The organism is Cupriavidus sp. 86D6, assembly GCF_057815095.1.
This window is the reverse complement of sequence record NZ_JBYPSB010000003.1, coordinates 354,691-374,405: the sequence shown is the minus strand read 5'-3', so window position 1 is coordinate 374,405 and position 19,715 is coordinate 354,691. Positions and strand designations below refer to the sequence as shown.

Annotated in this window: 19 protein-coding genes; 15 read left to right on the top strand and 4 right to left on the bottom strand. The window is 67.9% G+C overall.

Going from position 1 to position 19,715, the window contains the following annotated elements; all coding sequences use genetic code 11:
• The 11 genes from nrfD (at position 1) to AC3G88_RS10575 (ending at position 10,067) form a co-directional block, all read left to right on the top strand.
• The gene (gene nrfD / locus AC3G88_RS10625; protein WP_488772543.1) at positions 1-1,386 is read left to right on the top strand and encodes an NrfD/PsrC family molybdoenzyme membrane anchor subunit; all 1,386 of its coding nucleotides are present in this window, start codon (positions 1-3) and stop codon (positions 1,384-1,386) included.
• Positions 1,383-1,913 (top strand): DUF3341 domain-containing protein, encoded by a 531-nt coding sequence (locus AC3G88_RS10620; protein WP_488772544.1) that lies wholly within the window; start codon positions 1,383-1,385, stop codon positions 1,911-1,913. The genes nrfD and AC3G88_RS10620 overlap by 4 nt, the downstream gene beginning before the upstream one ends.
• Positions 1,910-2,521: a c-type cytochrome gene (locus AC3G88_RS10615; RefSeq protein ID WP_488772545.1), complete on the top strand. Its 612-nt coding sequence runs from the start codon at positions 1,910-1,912 to the stop codon at positions 2,519-2,521. Before AC3G88_RS10620 ends, AC3G88_RS10615 begins: the two co-directional genes overlap by 4 nt.
• On the top strand, positions 2,518-3,426 hold the full coding sequence (locus AC3G88_RS10610) for a hypothetical protein (RefSeq protein ID WP_488772546.1): 909 nt from the start codon (positions 2,518-2,520) through the stop codon (positions 3,424-3,426). Before AC3G88_RS10615 ends, AC3G88_RS10610 begins: the two co-directional genes overlap by 4 nt.
• A complete protein-coding gene (locus tag AC3G88_RS10605) occupies positions 3,423-3,776 on the top strand; it encodes a hypothetical protein (RefSeq protein WP_488893386.1) in 354 nt (117 codons plus the stop codon). The genes AC3G88_RS10610 and AC3G88_RS10605 overlap by 4 nt, the downstream gene beginning before the upstream one ends.
• Complete coding sequence (locus AC3G88_RS10600) at positions 3,773-4,558, top strand: SCO family protein (RefSeq protein ID WP_488772548.1); 786 nt, start codon at positions 3,773-3,775, stop codon at positions 4,556-4,558. Before AC3G88_RS10605 ends, AC3G88_RS10600 begins: the two co-directional genes overlap by 4 nt.
• Positions 4,555-5,517 (top strand): cytochrome c oxidase subunit II, encoded by a 963-nt coding sequence (gene coxB / locus AC3G88_RS10595; protein ID WP_488772549.1) that lies wholly within the window; start codon positions 4,555-4,557, stop codon positions 5,515-5,517. The genes AC3G88_RS10600 and coxB overlap by 4 nt, the downstream gene beginning before the upstream one ends.
• Positions 5,498-7,162: a cytochrome c oxidase subunit I gene (gene ctaD, locus AC3G88_RS10590; RefSeq protein WP_488772550.1), complete on the top strand. Its 1,665-nt coding sequence runs from the start codon at positions 5,498-5,500 to the stop codon at positions 7,160-7,162. The genes coxB and ctaD overlap by 20 nt, the downstream gene beginning before the upstream one ends.
• Positions 7,159-7,788, top strand: a complete 630-nt coding sequence (locus AC3G88_RS10585) for a cytochrome c oxidase subunit 3 family protein (protein ID WP_488772551.1) — start codon at positions 7,159-7,161, stop codon at positions 7,786-7,788. The genes ctaD and AC3G88_RS10585 overlap by 4 nt, the downstream gene beginning before the upstream one ends.
• On the top strand, positions 7,785-8,099 hold the full coding sequence (locus tag AC3G88_RS10580; RefSeq protein WP_488772552.1) for a cytochrome C oxidase subunit IV family protein: 315 nt from the start codon (positions 7,785-7,787) through the stop codon (positions 8,097-8,099). Before AC3G88_RS10585 ends, AC3G88_RS10580 begins: the two co-directional genes overlap by 4 nt.
• Before the next feature lie 153 nt (positions 8,100-8,252).
• Positions 8,253-10,067 (top strand): thiamine pyrophosphate-requiring protein, encoded by a 1,815-nt coding sequence (locus AC3G88_RS10575; protein WP_488893385.1) that lies wholly within the window; start codon positions 8,253-8,255, stop codon positions 10,065-10,067.
• Between the two features lie 60 nt (positions 10,068-10,127).
• Here AC3G88_RS10575 and AC3G88_RS10570 read toward each other — a convergent pair whose 3' ends face one another.
• On the bottom strand, positions 10,128-11,591 hold the full coding sequence (locus tag AC3G88_RS10570; protein WP_488772554.1) for an efflux transporter outer membrane subunit: 1,464 nt from the start codon (positions 11,589-11,591) through the stop codon (positions 10,128-10,130).
• A gap of 110 nt (positions 11,592-11,701) precedes the next feature.
• Between AC3G88_RS10570 and AC3G88_RS10565 the strand changes: the two genes are divergently transcribed.
• From AC3G88_RS10565 to AC3G88_RS10550, 4 genes are all read left to right on the top strand, one after another.
• The gene (locus AC3G88_RS10565; protein ID WP_488772555.1) at positions 11,702-12,274 is read left to right on the top strand and encodes a winged helix-turn-helix transcriptional regulator; all 573 of its coding nucleotides are present in this window, start codon (positions 11,702-11,704) and stop codon (positions 12,272-12,274) included.
• Positions 12,271-13,425, top strand: a complete 1,155-nt coding sequence (locus AC3G88_RS10560; protein ID WP_488772556.1) for an HlyD family secretion protein — start codon at positions 12,271-12,273, stop codon at positions 13,423-13,425. Before AC3G88_RS10565 ends, AC3G88_RS10560 begins: the two co-directional genes overlap by 4 nt.
• A gap of 98 nt (positions 13,426-13,523) precedes the next feature.
• Positions 13,524-15,062 carry a DHA2 family efflux MFS transporter permease subunit gene (locus AC3G88_RS10555; protein ID WP_488772829.1) on the top strand — a complete coding sequence of 513 codons (1,539 nt, stop codon included), beginning with the start codon at positions 13,524-13,526 and terminating at the stop codon, positions 15,060-15,062.
• 65 nt (positions 15,063-15,127) lie between these two features.
• Positions 15,128-15,895, top strand: coding sequence for an SDR family oxidoreductase (locus AC3G88_RS10550; RefSeq protein WP_488772557.1), 768 nt, complete (start codon positions 15,128-15,130; stop codon positions 15,893-15,895).
• A 131-nt stretch (positions 15,896-16,026) separates the two neighbouring features.
• Here the strand turns inward: AC3G88_RS10550 and AC3G88_RS10545 are convergent, their stop codons facing one another.
• The 3 genes from AC3G88_RS10545 to AC3G88_RS10535 all read right to left on the bottom strand — a co-directional run bounded on the left by AC3G88_RS10545 (position 16,027) and on the right by AC3G88_RS10535 (position 19,711).
• A complete protein-coding gene (locus AC3G88_RS10545; RefSeq protein WP_488772558.1) occupies positions 16,027-16,506 on the bottom strand; it encodes a RidA family protein in 480 nt (159 codons plus the stop codon).
• A gap of 193 nt (positions 16,507-16,699) precedes the next feature.
• The gene (locus AC3G88_RS10540; RefSeq protein ID WP_488772559.1) at positions 16,700-17,386 is read right to left on the bottom strand and encodes a Fe2+-dependent dioxygenase; all 687 of its coding nucleotides are present in this window, start codon (positions 17,384-17,386) and stop codon (positions 16,700-16,702) included.
• A 75-nt stretch (positions 17,387-17,461) separates the two neighbouring features.
• On the bottom strand, positions 17,462-19,711 hold the full coding sequence (locus AC3G88_RS10535; RefSeq protein ID WP_488893384.1) for a TonB-dependent receptor: 2,250 nt from the start codon (positions 19,709-19,711) through the stop codon (positions 17,462-17,464).
• Positions 19,712-19,715 lie beyond the last annotated feature (4 nt).

Genomic DNA, 19,715 nt, shown 5'->3' with positions numbered 1-19,715 from the left:
ATGGCCGACCCACCGGATACGCCCCCCGTTTCCAAGGACATCGGCGTGCTGCGGCAGGGCTGGGGCTACGCCAGCGTGTCCGACAAGATCGCCGGGCTGGTACTGGAACGGCCAGTGCAACTGCCCTGGCTCGGGGCCTTCCTGCTGACATTTGCCGGCATGCTCGTCTTCATGGGCGGCACCGCCTGGCTGTTCGCCCGGGGCGTTGGCATCTGGGGCGTCGATATACCGGTGGCGTGGGGCTTCGCCATCGGCAACTTCGTCTGGTGGATCGGGATTGGGCATGCCGGCACCTTCATCTCGGCGTTCCTGCTGCTGCTCAGGCAGCAATGGCGCACGTCGGTGAACCGGTTTGCGGAAGCCATGACCCTGTTCGCCGCTGCCATCGCCGGCCTGTTCCCGATCCTGCACCTGGGGCGCCCGTGGTTCTTCTACTGGCTGGTGCCCTACCCCAACGTGATGAACGTCTGGCCGCAATGGCGCAGCCCGCTGGTGTGGGACCTGTTCGCCATCGGCACCTACCTGATCGTGTCGCTGCTGTTCTGGTATGTCGGGCTGATCCCGGACCTGGCCACGCTGCGGGACCGCGCGTGCCTGCGCGGGCGCCGCCGGGTGGCGCAGACCTATGGGCTGCTGTCGCTGGGCTGGCGCGGCGACGCGCGGCACTGGGCGCGCTACGAAAGCGCCTACAAGCTGCTGGCGGGGCTGGCTACGCCACTGGTGATCGCCGTGCACTCGATCGTGTCGCTCGATTTCGCGATCGGCAACACCCCGGGCTACCACTCCACCATCTTTCCGCCGTACTTCGTGGCCGGCGCGCTGTTCTCAGGCTTCGCCATGGTGCTCACCATCGCCATTCCGCTGCGGCACGCCTACGGCCTGCAGGACTTCATCACCGGCCGCCACCTGGCCAACGCGGCAAAGATCATGCTGACGATGAGCGTGATCGTCGCCTACGGGTACGCCAGCGAGATCTTCACCGCCTTCTACAGCGGCGATCCCTACGAGATCTTCGTGGTGCGCAATCGCTGGGGCGGCCCCTACGCCGGCGTGTACTGGGCCATGATGGCCTGCAATGTGGTGGCGCCGCAGTGCCTGTGGTGGCGACGCGTGCGGCACAGCCCGCTGGCGCTGTTCGCGCTGAGCCTGGTCATCAATACGGGCATGTGGATGGAGCGGTTCCTGATCGTCGTATCCAGCCTGCATCGCGACTTCCTGCCCTCGTCGTGGGGCATGTTCTACCCCACCGTATGGGACTGGATCATGCTGGCTGGCTCCATCGCCATGTTCGCGTGGCTGTTCCTGGTGTTTATCCGCTGCCTGCCGGTGATTTCCATCGCCGAGATGCGCGAACTCGTGCACGCCAGCGCGAAGGGGCAGCCATGAGTCCCTATGGCGTACTGGCCGAATACCGCACCGGCGACACCTTGCTGGCCGCGGCCCGCCATGCTCGCGCCGCCGGATTTACCGATCTCGAAGCGTTCACGCCATATCCCGTGGAAGGCCTGGCCGACGCCATCGGCATGGACACTGACCGCATGCCGCTGCTGGCCCTGCTTGGCGGGCTGGCTGGCGGCACGGGCGGTTTCCTGCTGCAGTGGTACGCGGCCGTGATCGACTATCCCATCAACGTTGGCGGACGGCCCGCCGGAAGCTGGCAGATGTTCGTGCCGGTGACGTTTTCCCTCACGATCCTGGGCGCGGCACTGGCCACGGTGTTCGGCATGCTGATCGCCAACCGGCTGCCGCGCCTGCGGCACCCGCTGTTCGATGCCGCCGACTTCGAGCAGGCGACGCGGCATCGGTTCTTCCTGTGCGTGCGGTCCGGCGCCGGGCAAGCCGACGCCGCCCGGCGCATGCTGGCCGCCACCCAGGCCCTTCAGGTGACCGATGTGACGGAGGTGCCGGCATGAACTCCGTGCTGCTGCGCTGCCTCTGGCTGCTGTGCGCGTCCTGCACGCTGGCGCTGGTGACCGGGTGCGAGCGCGCACGCCAGGACATGTATGACCAGCCGAAGTACAAGCCGTATGCGCGCAGCGACCGATTCGGCGACGGTACCTCCGCCCGCCCACTGCCCGACAATACGGTGCCCGCGCCTGGCGGCCCGTTCGCCGCCACCTCCAGTGGCCGAAGCCACGACGAGGCCGCCACCGCATCGCGCCCGCCCCTGACGCTGCAGCAGCTTCAACGCGGTCAGTCCCGCTACGAGATCTACTGCATGCCCTGCCACAGTCCCACCGGCGACGGCGACGGCATGGTGGTACGGCGCGGCTTTCCACGTCCGCCGTCGTTCCACACCGACGCGTTGCGCGCCGCGCCCGATAGGCTGCTGTACGACGTGATCACCCACGGCAGCGGGCAGATGGCCGCCTATGCCGCACAGTTGCCGCCGCCGGACCGCTGGGCCGTCGTGGGCTATCTGCGCGCCCTGCAGCTTGGCCAGCATGCCCCCGCCGCGCGCCTGACGGCGGACGACCTGCGGCAGCTCGACGCCAGCACGCCGGGCGGAGGCCAGCCATGAGCACGCACGCCGCCGCCTCGCTGCTGGCCCTGTACCTGACCGCCTGGTGGTGCGGTATCGGCGTGGTGATGGGTGGCCTGGCCATTGTCTGGATCCACAACTTGACCGGCGGCGCGTGGGGCGAACCACTGCGCGCGCCGTTGCTGGGCATGGCGCGCCATACCTGGCTGCTGGCACTGCTGTTCGTACCGATCCTGGCCGGCGCCGGTTCACTCTACCCCTGGGCCGCCGATGCCGCACGCGGCGCGCAACGCTGGGCGCCCGACATACCCGCGCACAGTGCCGCATTCAAGTCGCTATGGCTGAGCCGAACCGGCTTTGTCGTGCGCGGTGTGGCAGTGCTGGTCGTCTGGGTCGTCCTTGCCACGATGAGCCAGTCCGGGCGCCACGCGCGCTCTCCCCGGTTTGCGGCGGCGGCGCTGATCGTCTACGGGCTCACGGTCAGCGTGGCGGCGGTCGACTGGATCATGTCGCTGATGCCACTCTGGTACTCCAGCGTATTTGGCCTGCTGCTGGCCACGGGCCAGGCGTGCGCCGGCCTGGCGCTCGGCACATGGCTGGCTGCGCGGCGCGGCGCCCCGCCGCCGGTGCTGCTGGACCTCGGCAACCTGCTGATGGCCGCCGTCATCACCTGGGCCTATCTGGCCTTTACGCAGTACCTGATCATCTGGTCGGAAGACCTGCCGCACGAGATCAGCTGGTATCTGGTGCGCCGGACGGGCGTCTGGCCGCTGTTGGCGTGGGGGCTGGCGCTGGGCCACTTTGCGCTGCCGATGCTGGCCCTGCTGTCGCGGCGCGTGAAACGCTCGCCGCCGATGCTGGCGACGGTGGCCGCCATGGCGCTCGTCATGCATGCAGTGGAAGCCTGCTGGCTGGTGCTGCCTTCCACGGGAGGCCACACATGAGCCGCGCGCGCCAGGCCCGCAACGTCAGCCTGCGCGCCGTGGCGCTCGGCGCGGCCGCGCTTGTGGTCGTCGTCGCGCTGGCAACCACCATCGGCTGGCACTATGGGCGCCGGCTCAACGCTTCCGGGTCTCTGGGCGTGGCGGCACCGGCGGCCCCCGCCGCCTCTGCACCGGCCGCATTGCCGCTGTCGGACAGCGCGCCTCAGCCCGAACGTGCGCGTTACGAGGCCGAAAAACTGGGCGTCCTCAACGGCTGGGCGTGGGTGGACAAGCGTTCTGGCATTGCCCGCATCCCTGTGGCACGCGCCATGGCGCTGATGGCCGACGACCGCAAGGAGCCCGCGCCATGACCGCCCGCGATACTGCCGTCGTGCTGGTCGCATGGCTGGCGCTGACCGCGCAAGCGGCCCCGCTGGCCCTGCCAGCGCCACCCGACATGGCGTTCGCGCCGATCCCCGGCCGGCAGTTGCCTGCGGACCTGGTCTTCCGCGACGACGATGGGCATCCCGTGACGCTGCAGGACCTGTCGGGCGACCAACAGCTGGTGCTGGTGCCCGGCTACTACCGCTGCCCCAACCTGTGCAGCACCGTGATGGACGGCGTGCTGGAATCCCTGGCCCAGGCGCACCTGCCGCGCGATGCCTGGCGCGTGGCCGCCGTCAGCATCGACAGCCGCGAAACCGTGGCGGTGGCGGCCGCAAAGAAGCCGCACTATGCCGCCTTGCTGGCCGCCACGGGCGGCGATCTGCACATGCTGACAGGCGATGCCGGCGCCGTCGCCGCCCTGATGCGGTCCATCGGCATGCGGGCGTCCCCATTGCCCGATGCAGACCAGATCGCCCATCCGGCCGGCCTGGTCGTGTTGACGCCCGATGGCCGGATCGCCCGGGCCTTCAATGGCGTGAGGTTCGATGCGGCGGCGTTGCGCACTGCGATCGAGCAAGCGGCGGCCGGCCGGGTCGGCTCCCCGGCACAGCAGCTGCTGATGCGGTGCGTTCATTTCGATCCGCAGACCGGCCGTTACACGATGACGATCCTCGATGGCATCCGGATCCTCTTCCTGTCTGCGTTCGCCGCGCTGGGCATCGGCTGGCTATGGCGGACCGGCCGGTGGCGAAGGCGTCCATCATGAACGGCGCCTTCCAGCTGCTGCCGGACAGCGCTTCGCTGGCGGCCGGCCGCTACGACACCCTGATGCTGTCGCTCACCGCGCTGCTCTGCGCGGTGGCGCTGGCCGTGCTGTGCGTGATGGCCGGGTTCGTGATCCGCTATCGCGAGCGCCGCCAGGCCGACCGCCACCAGCCGCCGCTGTCCAGCACGTCGCTGGAGATTGCCTGGGCGGTCACGCCACTGCTGATCTTCCTGGGCATCTTCGCCTGGGGCGCGTTTGACTACACGCTGCTGGCCCGCGAAACCGCCGGCGCGGTGCCCGTTACCGTGGTGGCGCGACAATGGATGTGGAAGCTCGAACACGCCAACGGCAAGCGCGAGATCAACGAGCTGCACGTGCCGCTGGGTCAGGCCGTGGAACTGACGATGACCTCGCAGGACGTGATCCACAGCTTCTACGTCCCGGCATTCCGCATCAAGCAGGACGTGGTGCCCGGCCGCTACACGACGCTGCGCTTCACGGCCACCCGGGCCGGCGAATACCGGCTGTTCTGCGCCGAATACTGCGGCACCGACCACGCCGCCATGCAGGGCCGCATCGTCGTGATGCCGCCTGCCGCGTTTGCCCAATGGCTGGATGCCGGCACCAGCCCCGAGACTACCGCCGCCCGCGGCCGCGCACTGTTTCAGCGGCTCGGGTGTGCCGCCTGCCACGACGCGGGCAGCACGGTTCACGCGCCGCCGCTGGACGGGCTGATTGGCCGGACAGTGACGCTGCAGGACGGCCGCACCGTCACCGCCGACGCCGCCTACGTACGCGACGCGATGCTGGACCCGCGCAAGGACGTCGCCGCCGGCTATGCGCCGATCATGCCCACCTACCAGGGTCAGGTGAACGAGGGAGACATCCTGGCGATCATCGCCTATCTGCGCGCCACCGGCACCACGACGGGAGCCCCCCATGCCACCCGAGACCGCTGAACACACCAACGTCACTAGTCACACCAACCTCACCAACGAGGCCAGCAAGCCCAGCTACCTGAGCGAAGGCACCACGCTCGGTTCCTGGCTGGGATCGACCGACCACAAGCGCATCGCGTGGCTGTACATGGTGGCGATCACGCTGTTCTTCTTCGTCGGTGGCGCCGCGGCCACGTTGATCCGGCTGGAACTGGCCACGCCACAGGGCGACCTGATGGCCGCCGACACCTACAACCGGCTGTTCACCGCGCACGGCGTGATCATGGTCTGGCTGTTCCTGATCCCGTCGATTCCATCGGTGCTGGGCAACTTCCTGGTGCCGCTGATGATCGGCGCGCGCGACATGGCGTTTCCCAGGCTGAACCTGGCCAGCTGGTACCTGTACGTGGCCGGCGGCACGCTGACGCTGGGCGCGATGGTCGCGGGCGGCGTCGATACGGGCTGGACGTTCTACACGCCCTTCTCGACGATGTTCTCCAACAGCCACGTGGTGCTGACGCTGGCCGGGGTGTTCGTCACCGGCTTCTCGTCGATCCTCACCGGCCTGAACATCATCGTCACCACGCACACGCTGCGCGCGCCCGGCATGACCTGGATGCGCCTGCCGCTGTTCGTCTGGGCCAGCTACGGCACCAGCCTGATCCTCGTGCTGGCCACGCCGGTTCTGGCCATGACGCTGTGTCTGGTGGCGCTGGAACGCCTGGTGCATATCGGCATCTTCGACCCGGCCCTGGGCGGCGATCCGCTGCTGTTCCAGCACCTGTTCTGGTTCTATTCGCACCCGGCCGTGTACATCATGATCCTGCCGGCGATGGGCGTGGCCAGCGAGATCATCCCGTGCTTTGCGCGCCGGCCCGTCTTCGGCTATCGCGCCATGGCGTGGGCCATTGTTGGCATCGCCAGCCTGGGCTTTCTGGTCTGGGGCCACCACATGTTCGTCAGCGGGCAGTCGTACCGGGCCAGCTTGACGTTTTCGCTGCTTAGCTTTCTGGTGGCCGTGCCGTCGGCCATCAAGGTGTTCAACTGGACCGCCACGCTCTACAAGGGCCGCATCCGCCTGACGGCACCGATGCTGTACGCGCTGGGCTTTGTCGGGCTGTTCACCATCGGCGGCCTCACCGGGCTCGTGTTGGCCGCGCTGGCGCTCGACGTGCACCTGACCGACACCTACTTCGTCATCGCCCACTTCCACTACATCATGGTGGGCGGCGCGGTCATGGCCTATCTGGGCGGGGTGCATTTCTGGTGGCCCAAGATCACCGGCCGTCTCTACCCCGAAACGTGGGCCCGCATCGCGGCCGTGGTGATCTTCGTGGGCTTCAACCTGACGTTCTTCCCGCAGTTCCTGCTGGGCTTCGAAGGCATGCCGCGCCGCTATTACGCCTATCCGCCGGAATTCCAGGTCCTGAACATCCTGTCGTCGGCGGGCGGATCGATCCTGGCCATCGGCTACCTGATGCCGTTGGTGTACCTGGTGCATTCGCTGTTCCGGGCCGGGCGCGCGCCGGCGAATCCGTGGCACGCCACGGGCCTGGAATGGCAGACCCCCTCACCGCCGCCCACGCACAACTTTGCCCGGCCGCCACGGGTCAGGCGCGACGCCTATGCTTACGATCCCGTCACGGGGCAGGAGTCGCCGCAATGAGCACGCCCCCGTTTCCGTTCGACAGCGGCGGCCAGCAGCGCATTGCCGCGCGCCTGGGCATCTGGATCTTCCTCGGCACCGAGCTGATGTTCTTCGGCCCGCTGTTCGTCGGGTACGACTTCGTCCGCTTCACCGACACCGCCGGTCTGACGCTGGCCGCGCGCCACACCGACCTCTGGCTGGGCACGGCCAACACCGCCGTGCTGATGACCAGCAGCCTGTGCATGGCGCTGGCCGTCACGGCGGCAGAGGGCGGCAACCGGCGGGGCGCCGTGCGCCTGCTCTGGGCCGTTGCGGCACTGGGCGCAACCTTCCTGGTCATCAAGGGTGTCGAGTATGCGAAGGACATCGCCTCGGGCTTTGTCCCCGGCAACGCAGCCGGTACGGGCGGCCACGCCGGGCAGATGTTCCGGCTGCTTTACTACGCGATGACAGGGCTGCACGCCGTGCATCTCTGCGTCGGGATCGCGCTGGTGCTGGGCTTCGCCATGGCGATTCGCGCCGGGCGCCATGCATCGGCCAACCTGACACGCCTGGAGATCGTCGGCCTGTACTGGCACTTTGTCGACGTGATCTGGCTGTTCCTGTTTCCCATCCTCTATCTGCCAGGCAGGAGCGCGACATGACGGCCGGAACCCGGCGCCTGGTCGGCATATGGCTGCTACTGGTGCTGCTGCTGGCCATCACCGTGGGCACCGCCTTTCTTGACCTGGGCCCCTGGAACGCATCCATCAACCTCGCGATCGCGGCCCTCAAGGCCCTGCTGATTGCCTGCACCTTCATGCACCTGATACGCGCGGCGACGGTGCTGCGGCTCGCAGCAGCGCTGCCGCTGGCGATCCTGACGATACTGTTCGTCCTGACGTACGGCGACTACACCAGCCGTCCCTACCTGCCTGCCGGGTGGCAGACGCCGGCCGCGCCAGCCGGGCGTTAGCTGCGCTGCGCCCGGGCCGGCGTGCAATCCTTACCGGCGCGCGCATTTTCTACGCGACAGCGGCCGCCGCGCTGGCCTTTCGCGGCGCTTGGCCGGGGGGCGGGGCCATCGGCACGCGTGATGCATGGCGATGCAACATTCATGGAGCTAGCGATGTCGATGACGGTTTCGGACTTTGTACTCAAGCGCCTGCGGGAATGGGGCGTCCGGCGGGTATTCGGCTATCCCGGAGACGGTATCAACGGCCTGATGGGCGCCTTTGGCCGCGCGGACAACGACCCCGAGTTCATCCAGGCGCGCCATGAGGAGCTGGCCGCATTCATGGCTTGCGCCCATGCCAAGTTCACCGGCGAGCCGGGCGTGTGCCTGGCGACGTCGGGGCCCGGCGCAATTCACCTGCTCAATGGCCTGTACGACGCGCGGATGGACCACCAGCCGGTGGTGGCCATCGTGGGCCAGCAAAAGCGCGCCGCGCTGGGCGGTGACTACCAGCAGGAAGTGGATCTGACCACGCTGATGAAGGACGTCGCGCGCGACTTCGTGGCCATGGCCGTGGACCCGGCGCAGATACGGCACCTGGTGGATCGCGCCGTGCGCATCGCCGTCGAACGCCGCACCGTGACCTGCATCATCATTCCCAATGACGTACAGAACCTGCCTGCCGTACCGGCGCCGCCGCGCGAACACGGCACGGTGCACACGGGCATCGGCTACACGGCGCGGGCCCAGGCACCGCAAGAGGCGGATCTGCGCCGCGCGGCCGACGTGCTGAACGCGGGCAGCAAGGTCGCGATGCTGGTGGGTGCGGGCGCATTGCACGCGACCGATGAAGTCATCGAGGTGGCGCGCCGGCTGGGCGCCGGTGTGGCCAAGGCACTGCTGGGCAAGGCCGCCGTGCCGGACGACCTGCCCTTTGTCACCGGCGCCATCGGCCTGCTGGGCACCAAGCCCAGCTGGGAGCTGATGAATGGCTGCGATACGTTGCTGATGGTGGGCTCCGCGTTTCCCTATTCGGAATTCCTGCCGGCCGAGGGCAAGGCGCGCGGCGTGCAGATCGATATCGATGGCCGCATGCTGAACCTTCGCTATCCGATGGAAATCTGCCTCGAAGGCGACAGCGCCGCCACGCTGCGCGCGCTGCTGCCGATGCTGGAGCAGAAGCCGCTCGAATGGCAGCAGGAAGTCGAGAAAAACGTGGCCGAGTGGTGGCAGGTGCTGGAACAGCGCGCCGCGGCCGAAGCCAATCCGATCAATCCGCAACGCGTGTTCATGGAGCTGTCCCGGCGATTGCCCGACAACTGCATCCTGACCTGCGATTCCGGATCGGCGGCCAACTGGTATGCCCGCGACCTGAAGATCCGGCGCGGCATGATGGCGTCGCTGAGCGGCGGGCTGGCCACCATGGGCCCGGCCGTGCCATACGCCATCGCGGCACGCTACGCGCATCCGGACCGCGCGGTGATTGCCATGGTGGGCGATGGCGCCATGCAGATGAACGGCATCAGCGCGCTCATCACCGTGTCGCGGGACTGGAAGCGGTGGACCGGCGGCTCGCTGACCATCATCGTGCTGAACAACGGCGACCTGAACCAGGTGACCTGGGAACAGCGCGTGATGGAAGGCGATCCAAAATTCGCCGTGTCGCAGGACTTGCCCGTTTTCGGCTACGCGGCCTTTGCGCAGATGCTGGGCCTGCAAGGCATCCGCGTGGACAAGCCCGAGGCGATCGGCCCCGCGCTGGACCGCGCGCTGGCCGCGAACGTGCCGACCGTGCTCGAAATGGTGACCGACCCGGACGTCCCGCCGCTGCCGCCGCATATCTCGGCCAAACAGGCGCGCTCCTACATCTCGGCCATGCTGCACGGCGATACCGATGCGGGCGGCACGTTGCGCGCCACGTTCCGGCAGGTGTGGGCGTCGCTGACCGCACCGTCGAAGCGACACACCGACAAGGACGGCGCGTCGTGACGCCGGCCGCCGCGGGTCCGTCCGCGGCGCCGCGCCCCTCAGACATGAGTCCCTCGCGATTCAGGACCACCCGCCGCCCAGCGCCCGGAACGCCGACACGGCCGCGCGCGCGTTGTCGGCCCGCACCTTGGCCTGCTGGTCGCGGGCGGCCAGCAACTGGCGGTCTTCGTCCAGCACCTCGAACAGGCTGACCGCGCCCCCCTTGTAGGCATCCTCGGACGCATTGCGGGCGCGCTCATGGGCGGCCACTTCCTTGTCCAGCTCCAGCCGCTGCGCGTCAAGCTGGGTAAGCGACACCAGCGCGTTCTCGACATCGGCCGTGGCCTGCAGCATCGCCTGGCGATAGTTGGCCAGCGCCTCGGCATAGGCACCCCTTGCGCCGGCCACTTCGGCATCGACACGCCCGAAATCGAACAGGCGCCAGCGCAGCCCGGCCGTGGCGGCTGGCTGGAACGCCTGCGCCGTGAACAGCTTGCTGGCGGACAGGCTCTCGAACCCGAGCAGCGCCGACAGCGACACCTTCGGGTAGTACTCGGCCGTGGCCACACCGATGCGCGCATTCGATGCCGCCAGCCGGCGCTCGGCAGCGATCACATCGGGCCGGCGCTGCAGCAGATTGGCCGGTCCCTGCGCCAGCGCCACCTGCGGCACCGTCAGCGCGGGCTGGGCATCGCGCAGTTCCGCTGCATAGGTGCCCGGCTGCGCGCCCATCAGCACATCGAGCCGGTTCAGTTGCGTTTCCAGTTCGATACGCAGCGGCGGGATGGTCACGCGCGTCTGCGCCAGCTGCGCCTCGGCCTGCGCCTGCTCGCGCTCCGCGCCGATGCCATCGGCCAGCCGCAGCCGCACCAGGTCCAGCAGGCGCTGGTTGGTGGTGACCTGCTGCTCTGCAATGGCGATGCGGCTCTGCGCGGCGCGCACGCGGAAGTAGGCGTCGGCGGCCTCCGCCGCCACCAGGATGCGCACGCCCAGGTGGTTCGCCTCGGCCGCCTGCAGTTCGGCGTTGGCCGCCTCGGCACCGCGCCGCAGTCCGCCGGCCAGATCGATTTCCCATGTGGCCGCCGCCCCCACCGAGTACAGCGTCTGCCCGCGCGTGTAGCCCGGGAACTTGCTGCCGATCTTGCCCAGCGGGCTTTCGAGTGACTGGCGCTGTCTGGCGACATCGCCATAGGCACTGCCCTGCGGCAGCAGTTCGGCCCCGGCAAAGCTGGCGGCCGCGCGGGCCTGCTCCACGCGGGCCACGGACGCCGCCATGTCCAGGTTCTGGTCCAGCACGCGCTGGACGATGGTGGTCAGCACCGGGTCATTGAATCCGTTCCACCAGGTGTCCAGCGACACCGGCTGGCGCGCGTCATTGACGGGTGCCACATCGGCCGCATGCCGATACGTCGCCGGGGTATCCACCGCCGGGGCGCGATAGTCGGGCCCGACCGCCGCGCAACCCGCCAACGCGAAGACCGCCGCCACCGATGCCGCCAGCGGCGCTGCCCATCGGACCTGCCCGTCTTGTGCCTGTTTCTTCATGTCGCATTCCTTTCCGTGGCTGCCATGCAAATTAACTTGCACGATGCTAGTTACTAGCCTAGACTAACTTTCATCTTGATAGCAACATGTTTTTTCGGGAGGTGACGGCGATGCAGAGAAAGTCACACAAGGAATCGGCCTGCCCCACGGCCCGCGCTGTGGAGCGGGTTGGCGACACGTGGTCGGTCCTGATCCTGCGCGAGGCGTTCTACGGCGCCACCCGTTTCGACGATTTCCAGAAGCGCCTGGGCATCGCGCCCAACATGCTGACGCGGCGCCTGACCAAGCTTGTTGACGAAGGCCTGCTGGCACGCCGGCCCTACAGCGCGCATCCGCCCCGCGACGACTACGTGCTGACCGCGCGCGGCCGCGACTTCCGGCCTGTGCTGCTGATGCTGATGGACTGGGGCACGCGTCACTTCGCGGACCAGGCCGACACCGTGCAATTGGTGGAGCGCCAGACCGGGCGCCCGGTGCGCCTTGCACTGGTCGACGCCGACACCGGCCAGCGCATCACCGAAACCCATCACTACATTGCCCCCGGCCCGGCGGCCAGCCCGGCCCTGCGGGCGCGCCTCGAACGTTCGGCCACGGCACAGGCCGATGCCACGCTGGCCGATCCCATTGACACCCCCACTCTCGCGCCTGTCGCAGGCGCTCTTTCAGTACGGAGCCTTTCATGACCAGCAGCACCACAAGCGCCGACCGCGCGGCCGCCGATGCCATCCCGACCAAGGCCCGGCCTGGCAGAAAGGCCTTGCTGATCCGCACCGGCGGCGCGCTGATTGCGCTGGTGGCCGCCGGCTACGGCTATCACTGGTGGACCGACGCCCGCTTCGTCCAGGAGACCGACGATGCCTACGTGGGCGGCGACGTGACGCTGATCGCGGCCAAGGTGCCTGGGTATCTGACCGAAGTGCTGGTGACCGACAATCAGGCCGTGCACGCGGGCGACCTGCTGGCGCGCATCGACAATCGCGACTACCGGGCCGCGGTGGCCAAGGCCGAAGGTGCCGTGGCATCGGAGCAGGCCCTGATCGCCAACCTGGACGCCCGCGCCCGGCTGCAGGACGCCGTCATCGCCGAAGCCCGCGCCAACGTGGCCGCCACCGACGCCGAAACCGTGCGCGCCCGCGACGATCAGGCGCGCTACGCAAGCCTGGTGGCCAAGTCCGCCGTATCGATCCAGAGTTCCCAGAAGGCCGATGCCGATTTCAAGCAGTCGGTCGCCAACGGCCAGAAGGCAAAGGCCAGCGTGGAGGCGGCCCGCCGGCAACTCGACGTCATCGCCACGCAACGGCAGCAGGCCGAGGCAGCGCTGGCGCAGGCCATTGCCGAACGCGACCTGGCGCGCCTGAACCTGGGCTACACCGAACTGCGCGCGCCGGTGGACGGCACGGTGGGAAATCGCCGTGCGCGCGTGGGCGCCTATGCGCAAAGCGGCGGGCAGTTGCTGTCGATCGTGCCCGCGCGGGGCCTGTGGATCGATGCCAATTTCAAGGAAGGACAGCTGGCGCACATGTTGCCTGGCATGCGCGCCACCATCGTGGCCGACGTGATGCCCGGCAAGGTGTTCCATGGCCGCGTGGAAAGCCTGGCGCCCGCTACGGGCGCCCAGTTCAGCGTACTGCCGCCTGAAAACGCCACTGGCAACTTCACCAAGATCGTGCAGCGCGTGCCGGTGCGCATCGTGCTGGACGATGCCGACGCGCGACTCGGCCTGCTGCGCCCCGGCCTGTCGGTGGTGGCCGAGATCGATACCCATGCAGAGCGGGCGCCGGCGGCTGCGCAAGCCCAGGATCAGCATCCGGACCAGGCACCGAGCAAGTCATGAATACAGCCGTTTCCACCAGCCCCGCCGCGCCAGCCAGCGCACCCGCCGCCTCTGGGCATGCCGCGCCCCCCGCGCTACCGTCGCCGGCCGACCTGCCGATGGCCACCCGCGTGCTGGCCTTCGGCACGATGTGCGTGGGCATGTTCATCGCGCTGCTGGACATCCAGATCGTTTCGGCGTCGCTGCGCGACATTGGCGGCGGCTTGTCGGCGGGCACCGACGAGACCGTCTGGGTGCAGACTGCCTACCTGATTGCCGAGATCATCGTCATTCCGCTGTCCGGATGGTTGTCGCGCGTCATGTCCACGCGCTGGCTGTTCGCCGCGTCGGCCGCCGGCTTTACGCTGACCAGCCTGCTGTGCGGCATCGCCTGGAACATCCAGAGCATGATCGCCTTCCGCGCCGCGCAGGGCTTTCTGGGCGGCTCGATGATTCCGATGGTCTTCACCACGGCGTTTGCGTTCTTCACCGGGCGCCAGCGCGTGGCGGCCGCCGCCATCATTGGCGGGCTGGCGTCGCTGGCGCCCACGCTGGGGCCGACGGTAGGCGGCTGGATCACCGATCACTATTCTTGGCACTGGCTGTTCTTCATCAACCTGGTGCCAGGCATCTTCGTCACGGTGGTGGTGCCGCTGCTGGTCAGGATCGATCATCCCGACTGGTCGCTGCTCAAGGGCGCGGACTACCCCGGCATCGTGATGCTGGCGCTGTTCCTGGGCTGCCTGGAATACACGCTCGAGGAAGGTCCGCGCTGGGACTGGTTTGGCGACCAGACCATCCTGACCACGGCCTGGATCTCCGGCATCGCCGGCATCGGCTTCCTGTGGCGGTCCCTGACGTTCGCCAATCCCGTGGTGGACCTGCGCGCGCTGAAAGACCCCAACTTCGCGCTGGGCTGCTTCTTCTCGTTCGTCACGGGGATCGGCATCTTCGCCACGATCTATCTGACACCTCTGTTCTTGGGTCAGGTGCGCGGCTACAGCGCGCTGCAGACCGGCCTGGCGATCTTCTCCACGGGGCTGTTCCAGGTGATGTCGATCCCGCTCTACGCGTTCCTGGCAAACCGCGTGGACCTGCGCTGGCTGCTGATGTTCGGCCTGGCACTGTTCGCGATGTCGATGTGGAGCTTCGCACCGATCACGCATGACTGGGGCAGTGCCGAGCTGTTGCTGCCACAGGCCATGCGCGGCATGGGACAGCAGTTTGCCGTGGCACCCACGGTAACGCTGACGCTGGGCGCCCTGCCGCCCGCGCGGCTCAAGCTGGCATCGGGCCTGTTCAACCTGATGCGCAACCTGGGCGGTGCCATTGGCATTGCCGCCTGTGCGACGATCCTGAACGACCGCACCAACCTGCACTTCCTGCGGCTGGCCGAGCATCTCAACATCCGCAACGACGCCATGACCGAATTCCTGGGCCAGTCCACCGCGCGCCTGGCCACGCTGAGCAACGAGGTGGGCGACGGCAACGCCGCCGCCATCCGGCAACTCTGGGCGCTGACCATGCGCGAAGCCCATACGCTGACGTATGCCGATGCCTTCATGGTGATCCTGGCGTGCTTTGTGGTGGCGATACCGCTGGTACCGCTGATGCGCAAGGTGATGCCGCCCAAGGCGCCGTCCGCCGATGCCCACTGACACCATGGCGTGCCCGGCGCGGTAGCACGACAACCACTACACTAGCGAGCACAACAGGAGACAGCATGACCACTACAGCCGCTGCAACAGCTACCGGGCCCGCCCAGTCCCATCCGAAGGTTGCCCTGGTCATTGGCGCGGGCGACGCCACCGGCGGTGCCATCGCCCGCCGCTTTGCGCGCGAAGGCTATATCGCCTGCGTGACCCGCCGCACGGCCGACAAGCTGCAGCCGCTGGTCGACGGCATCCGCGCCGACGGCGGCCAGGCATTCGGCTACAGCAGCGACGCCCGCAAGGAAGACGACGTGGCGCAGCTGTTCGAGCAGATCGAATCCGAGCACGGCCCCATCGAGGTACTGGTGTTCAATATCGGCGCCAATGTCCCCAGCAGCATTCTGGAAGAAACGCCGCGCAAGTACTTCAAGATCTGGGAAATGGCGTGCTTCAGCGGTTTCCTGAACGGACAGGCCGCCGCGCGCCGGATGGTGGCGCGCGGACGCGGGACCATCCTGTTCACCGGCGCCACGGCGGCGCTGCGCGGGGCCGCCAACTTTGCGGCCTTCGCCGGTGCCAAGCACGCGCTGCGCGCGCTGGCCCAGAGCATGGCGCGCGAACTGGGCCCACGCAACATCCACGTGGCCCATGTGGTGGTCGATGGGGCGATCGACACCGCCTTTATCCGCGATACGTTCCCGGAACGCTATGCGCTCAAGGACCAGGACGGCATTCTGGACCCCGACCATATCGCCGAAAACTACTGGTACCTGCACACCCAGCCGCGCGACGCATGGACATTCGAGCTCGATCTGCGGCCGTATATGGAGCGCTGGTAGGCAGCGGCGCCTGGGTGCCGGCGGCGCGCGCGATCAGGTATGCGGGTCGGTGAGCCGATAGGGCTTCCATGCCGACATCGACGACTTATCCCCCGCACAGGCGGGCCACCCTGTCCGAACGGAAGCGGCAATCAGGCGTCGTCGGCCCGGTCGGGCTTGACCTGCGCGATGACCACCAGGATCACCGCGGCGTTGGCCGGCTGCTGAGTCTGGGCATAGACCGCGCGGGCGTGGCCAGCCTTGTCGCCGAGCACATCGGCGAACAGGTCCGAGGCGCCGTCCACCACCGCGGGCTGGTCCAGCATGCCCGGGGCGCTGGTCACGAACCCTTCGACCCGCACGATATGGTCAAGGCGCTCGAACCCGCCCAGATGCGCGTGGATCTGCGCCAGCACGTTCAGCGCCGCCAACTGGGCGGCCTGCTTGCCCTCGGCCACGGTCAGGTCACGGCCCACTTGCCCCTGCCACACGACCTTGCCGTCCTGCAGCGGCAACTGGCCGGAGATGAACAGCAGATCGCCCGCGCGGCTGACGGCGGTATAGCTGCCCAGCGGCTGCGGGGGTGGCGGCAACGTCAGGCCGCGCGCGGCCAGTCTTGTTTCGACGGACATGGTGACTCCTTTTTCCTCGGGTTCCTGCTGCATCGGCGCGGTGCGCCGTTCGCGTGGCAACCACTATAGGCGTCAGCCATGTGCCGATAAACGGACCCGGCAGAACAGGAATTGATACACCGGGGAACAAGTGCGCCGTCCAGCCCGGGGCGGGACGGGGCGCGGTGTCCGCGAGCCAGTCGGCCGGTGCCGATCAGAGTTCGGCCCAGCGCCGGAGCAGGTTGTGGTAGTGGTTCACCAGGGCCAGCACGGCTTCCTGGTCGTCGCCGAGCCGCTGGCGGATGTCGATGATCGCCAGGTCCAGTTCGTGCAGCATGCTGCGCTGGCCGTCGTCCTTGACCATGGACTGTGCCCAGAAGAACGAGGCCCAGCGCGCTCCGCGCGTGACCGGCGTCACCGAATGCAGCGACGAGGCCGGATAGACCACCAGATGCCCTGCGGGCAGCTTGACGGTGTGCGAGCCGTACAGGTCCTTGATGACCAGTTCGCCACCGTCGTACTCGTCGGGGTCCGACAGGAACAGTGTGCTCGACACATCGGCGCGAATGCGCATGCCGCCGGTCCCCGGCACCGTGCGGATGGCGTTGTCGACGTGCGTGCCGAACGTCATGGCGCTGTCGTAGCGATTGAACATCGGCGGCAACACCCGCAGCGGCAGCGCGGCCGAGTGGTACGTGTGGCTGCGGCCCAGGGCCGACAGGATCAGCTCGCCGAGTTCGCGGGCCTCGGGGCTGTCCACCGGCACCTGCAGGTTGTGCTTGGCGCGGGCGGCCAGATCGCCGGCCGTGACGCGCCCGTCCACCCAGGCCGCGCCTTCCAGGCGCCGCCGGCAGTAGCGGATCTCTTCGGGTGTCAGGACATCGGGAATCTGGACGAGCATGGGATGCAATGGGATCAGCGGAATTGGCCGCGAAACCGCCATGGTAGCGGCCTCGCGGCGCTCACGGCCGCAGGGTCAGAACGTCATGCCGACGTTGAGCAGGAACGTGCGGCGCGACGTGGGTACGGCGCGCACCGCACCGAACGACGACTGATAGTTCAGGTGGTTCGTCAGGTTGTAGCCGTTCAGGGAGATCCGGTACTTGCCCTGCTTGTACGCGATCATGGCGTCCAGCGCGAAGTTGTCGGGCATCTTCGTGGTATTCGCCGAATCGGCCCAGTAGCCCGTGGCGTATTGCAGGCCGCCGCCGATGGTCAGCTGCCCCGGCACCGGCAGCAGCGTATGGGGAATGTCATAGGCCGTCCACAGCGTGACATTGTGGCGCGAGACACCGGGCGCCGAATTGCCCACGATGGATGCGGTGGTGGCCGACGTGACCTCGCCATCGAGATAGGCATAGGCCACGTTGGCCGTCCAGCCGCCGACGATGCGGCCGCTCAGCCCCAGCTCCAGGCCACGGATACGACGGCCTTCGCCGGAATCGGAAAAGCCGTTCGTGATGTCGCCGGTGGCCGGGTCTACCGTGTAAGCGTTGGTCTTTTTGGTCTGGAACAGCGCGCCGGTCACGCCCAGGCGCTTGTCCAGGAAGTCAAGCTTGACGCCCACTTCGATGGTATCGGCGCGCTCGGGCTCGTTGCTGAAGCCATTCTGCGGCACCTCGGACGCCACGCCGCCGACGGCCACGGCGATGTCGGTGCCCACTGGCCGGTAGGTGCGCGAGAACGACGTGTAGAACATGTAGTCCCTGGTCGGTTCCCAGATGGCGCTGATGGCCGGGCTCAGCTTCTTCGCGTCCGCCGAGCCGCCCAGCGACGACGCGCTGGTCGAATACTCACTGCGGAAGTAGTCCCAGCGCAGGCTGCCCAGCAGCGAGATCTGGTCGTTCAGGTACACGCGGTCGCTCATGAACACGCCAATATCGGTGGCATTGGCGTCGCGCGTGGCGTTATAGGCCACCGTGGCATTGGGGCTGTTGTAGAACACCGGGTTGACCACGGTCTGGTTGTTCATGCGGCCTGTCCAGGAGCCCTGGTCGCGGTGGTCGCGCTGGTAGATCGTATCCAGGCCCACCATCGCCTTGTGGCGGAGGCTGCCGGTCTGGAACTCGCCCTTGGCACTGAGCACGTTCTGCACGCCCCAGCCGCGCTGCAGGTATGTCACCCCGCCGCCCGCCGCGTAGGGCAGCGCCAGGTTGCGGCCCGACAGCAGCGTCTGCAGGTTGGCGTAAGTCAGCGCCGCCGGATTGGTGGACGAGAAATCGCGCTCGTAGAAGCTGAACCGCGTGTCGTTGCTGATCGTGATGCCGTTGTCGAGCCGGGTCATGAAGTTCGACGACACGATGTGGGCGTCGGTGGTGTCGCGGTCGGTATTGCGGACGTACGACGTGGACGACGACACACCCGGCACGCCGTATTCGGTCAACGGCCGGTAGAAGCCATCGGCGCCCTGCGCCACCGACACGCCGTAGTCGGGTGCGCCGCTGCGGTGCAGGTAAGCGTAGTTCAGGTGCCATTCGGTACGGGTGCCCAGGCCGGTGCCGAAGTCGATGGCCACGCCGCGGCGGTCGTCATCGACGTGGTCGCGGTCCGCCACGCGGCCATTCTGGAACATCCCGTTGATGCGCAGCGCCGACGCGTCGTTGAGCTTGAAGTTGCTGTCCAGCGTGGTGCGGTACGTGGCATCCGACGCAATGCCCTGGTCGATGCTGGTACGGGGGTGCAGGTTGGCCTTCCTGGTGGTCTGGTTGATCAGCCCGCCCACGTTGCCAACGCCGAAGCTCTCCCCTGACGGCCCCTTGATGACTTCGACGCTCTCGGTGTTGAACGCATCGCGCTTGTACGCGCCAAAGTCGCGCAGGCCGTCCACGTAGATATCGCCCTTGGCCGACAAACCCCGGATGCGGAACTGGTCGCCGTTCTGGCCGCCGTTGCCCTCGCCCGTGGAAATGGTGATGCCGGGCACGTTCTTGAGAATTTGTTCCAGCGATGTGGCGTGCTGCTGCTCGATGACTTCCTGCGGCACCACGTTGATGGTCTTCGGCGTTTCCTTGACCGTCTCTGGCAGGCGCGAGATGCCGGTCGGCGCGTCGTTGGCGTTGCCGATGCCCCGGCCGATGACCGTTACCTGCGGCAGCACGTTGCCGCCGCCCGCCGTGGCGGCGCTGTCCCCCGTCTGGGCGTGGACAGCGAACGGGACCATGACCAGGCCCGCGGAAGCGCCTGAGACCAGCAGGCGGATGGCATTCGGGATTTTCTTTTGCTGCACGGAA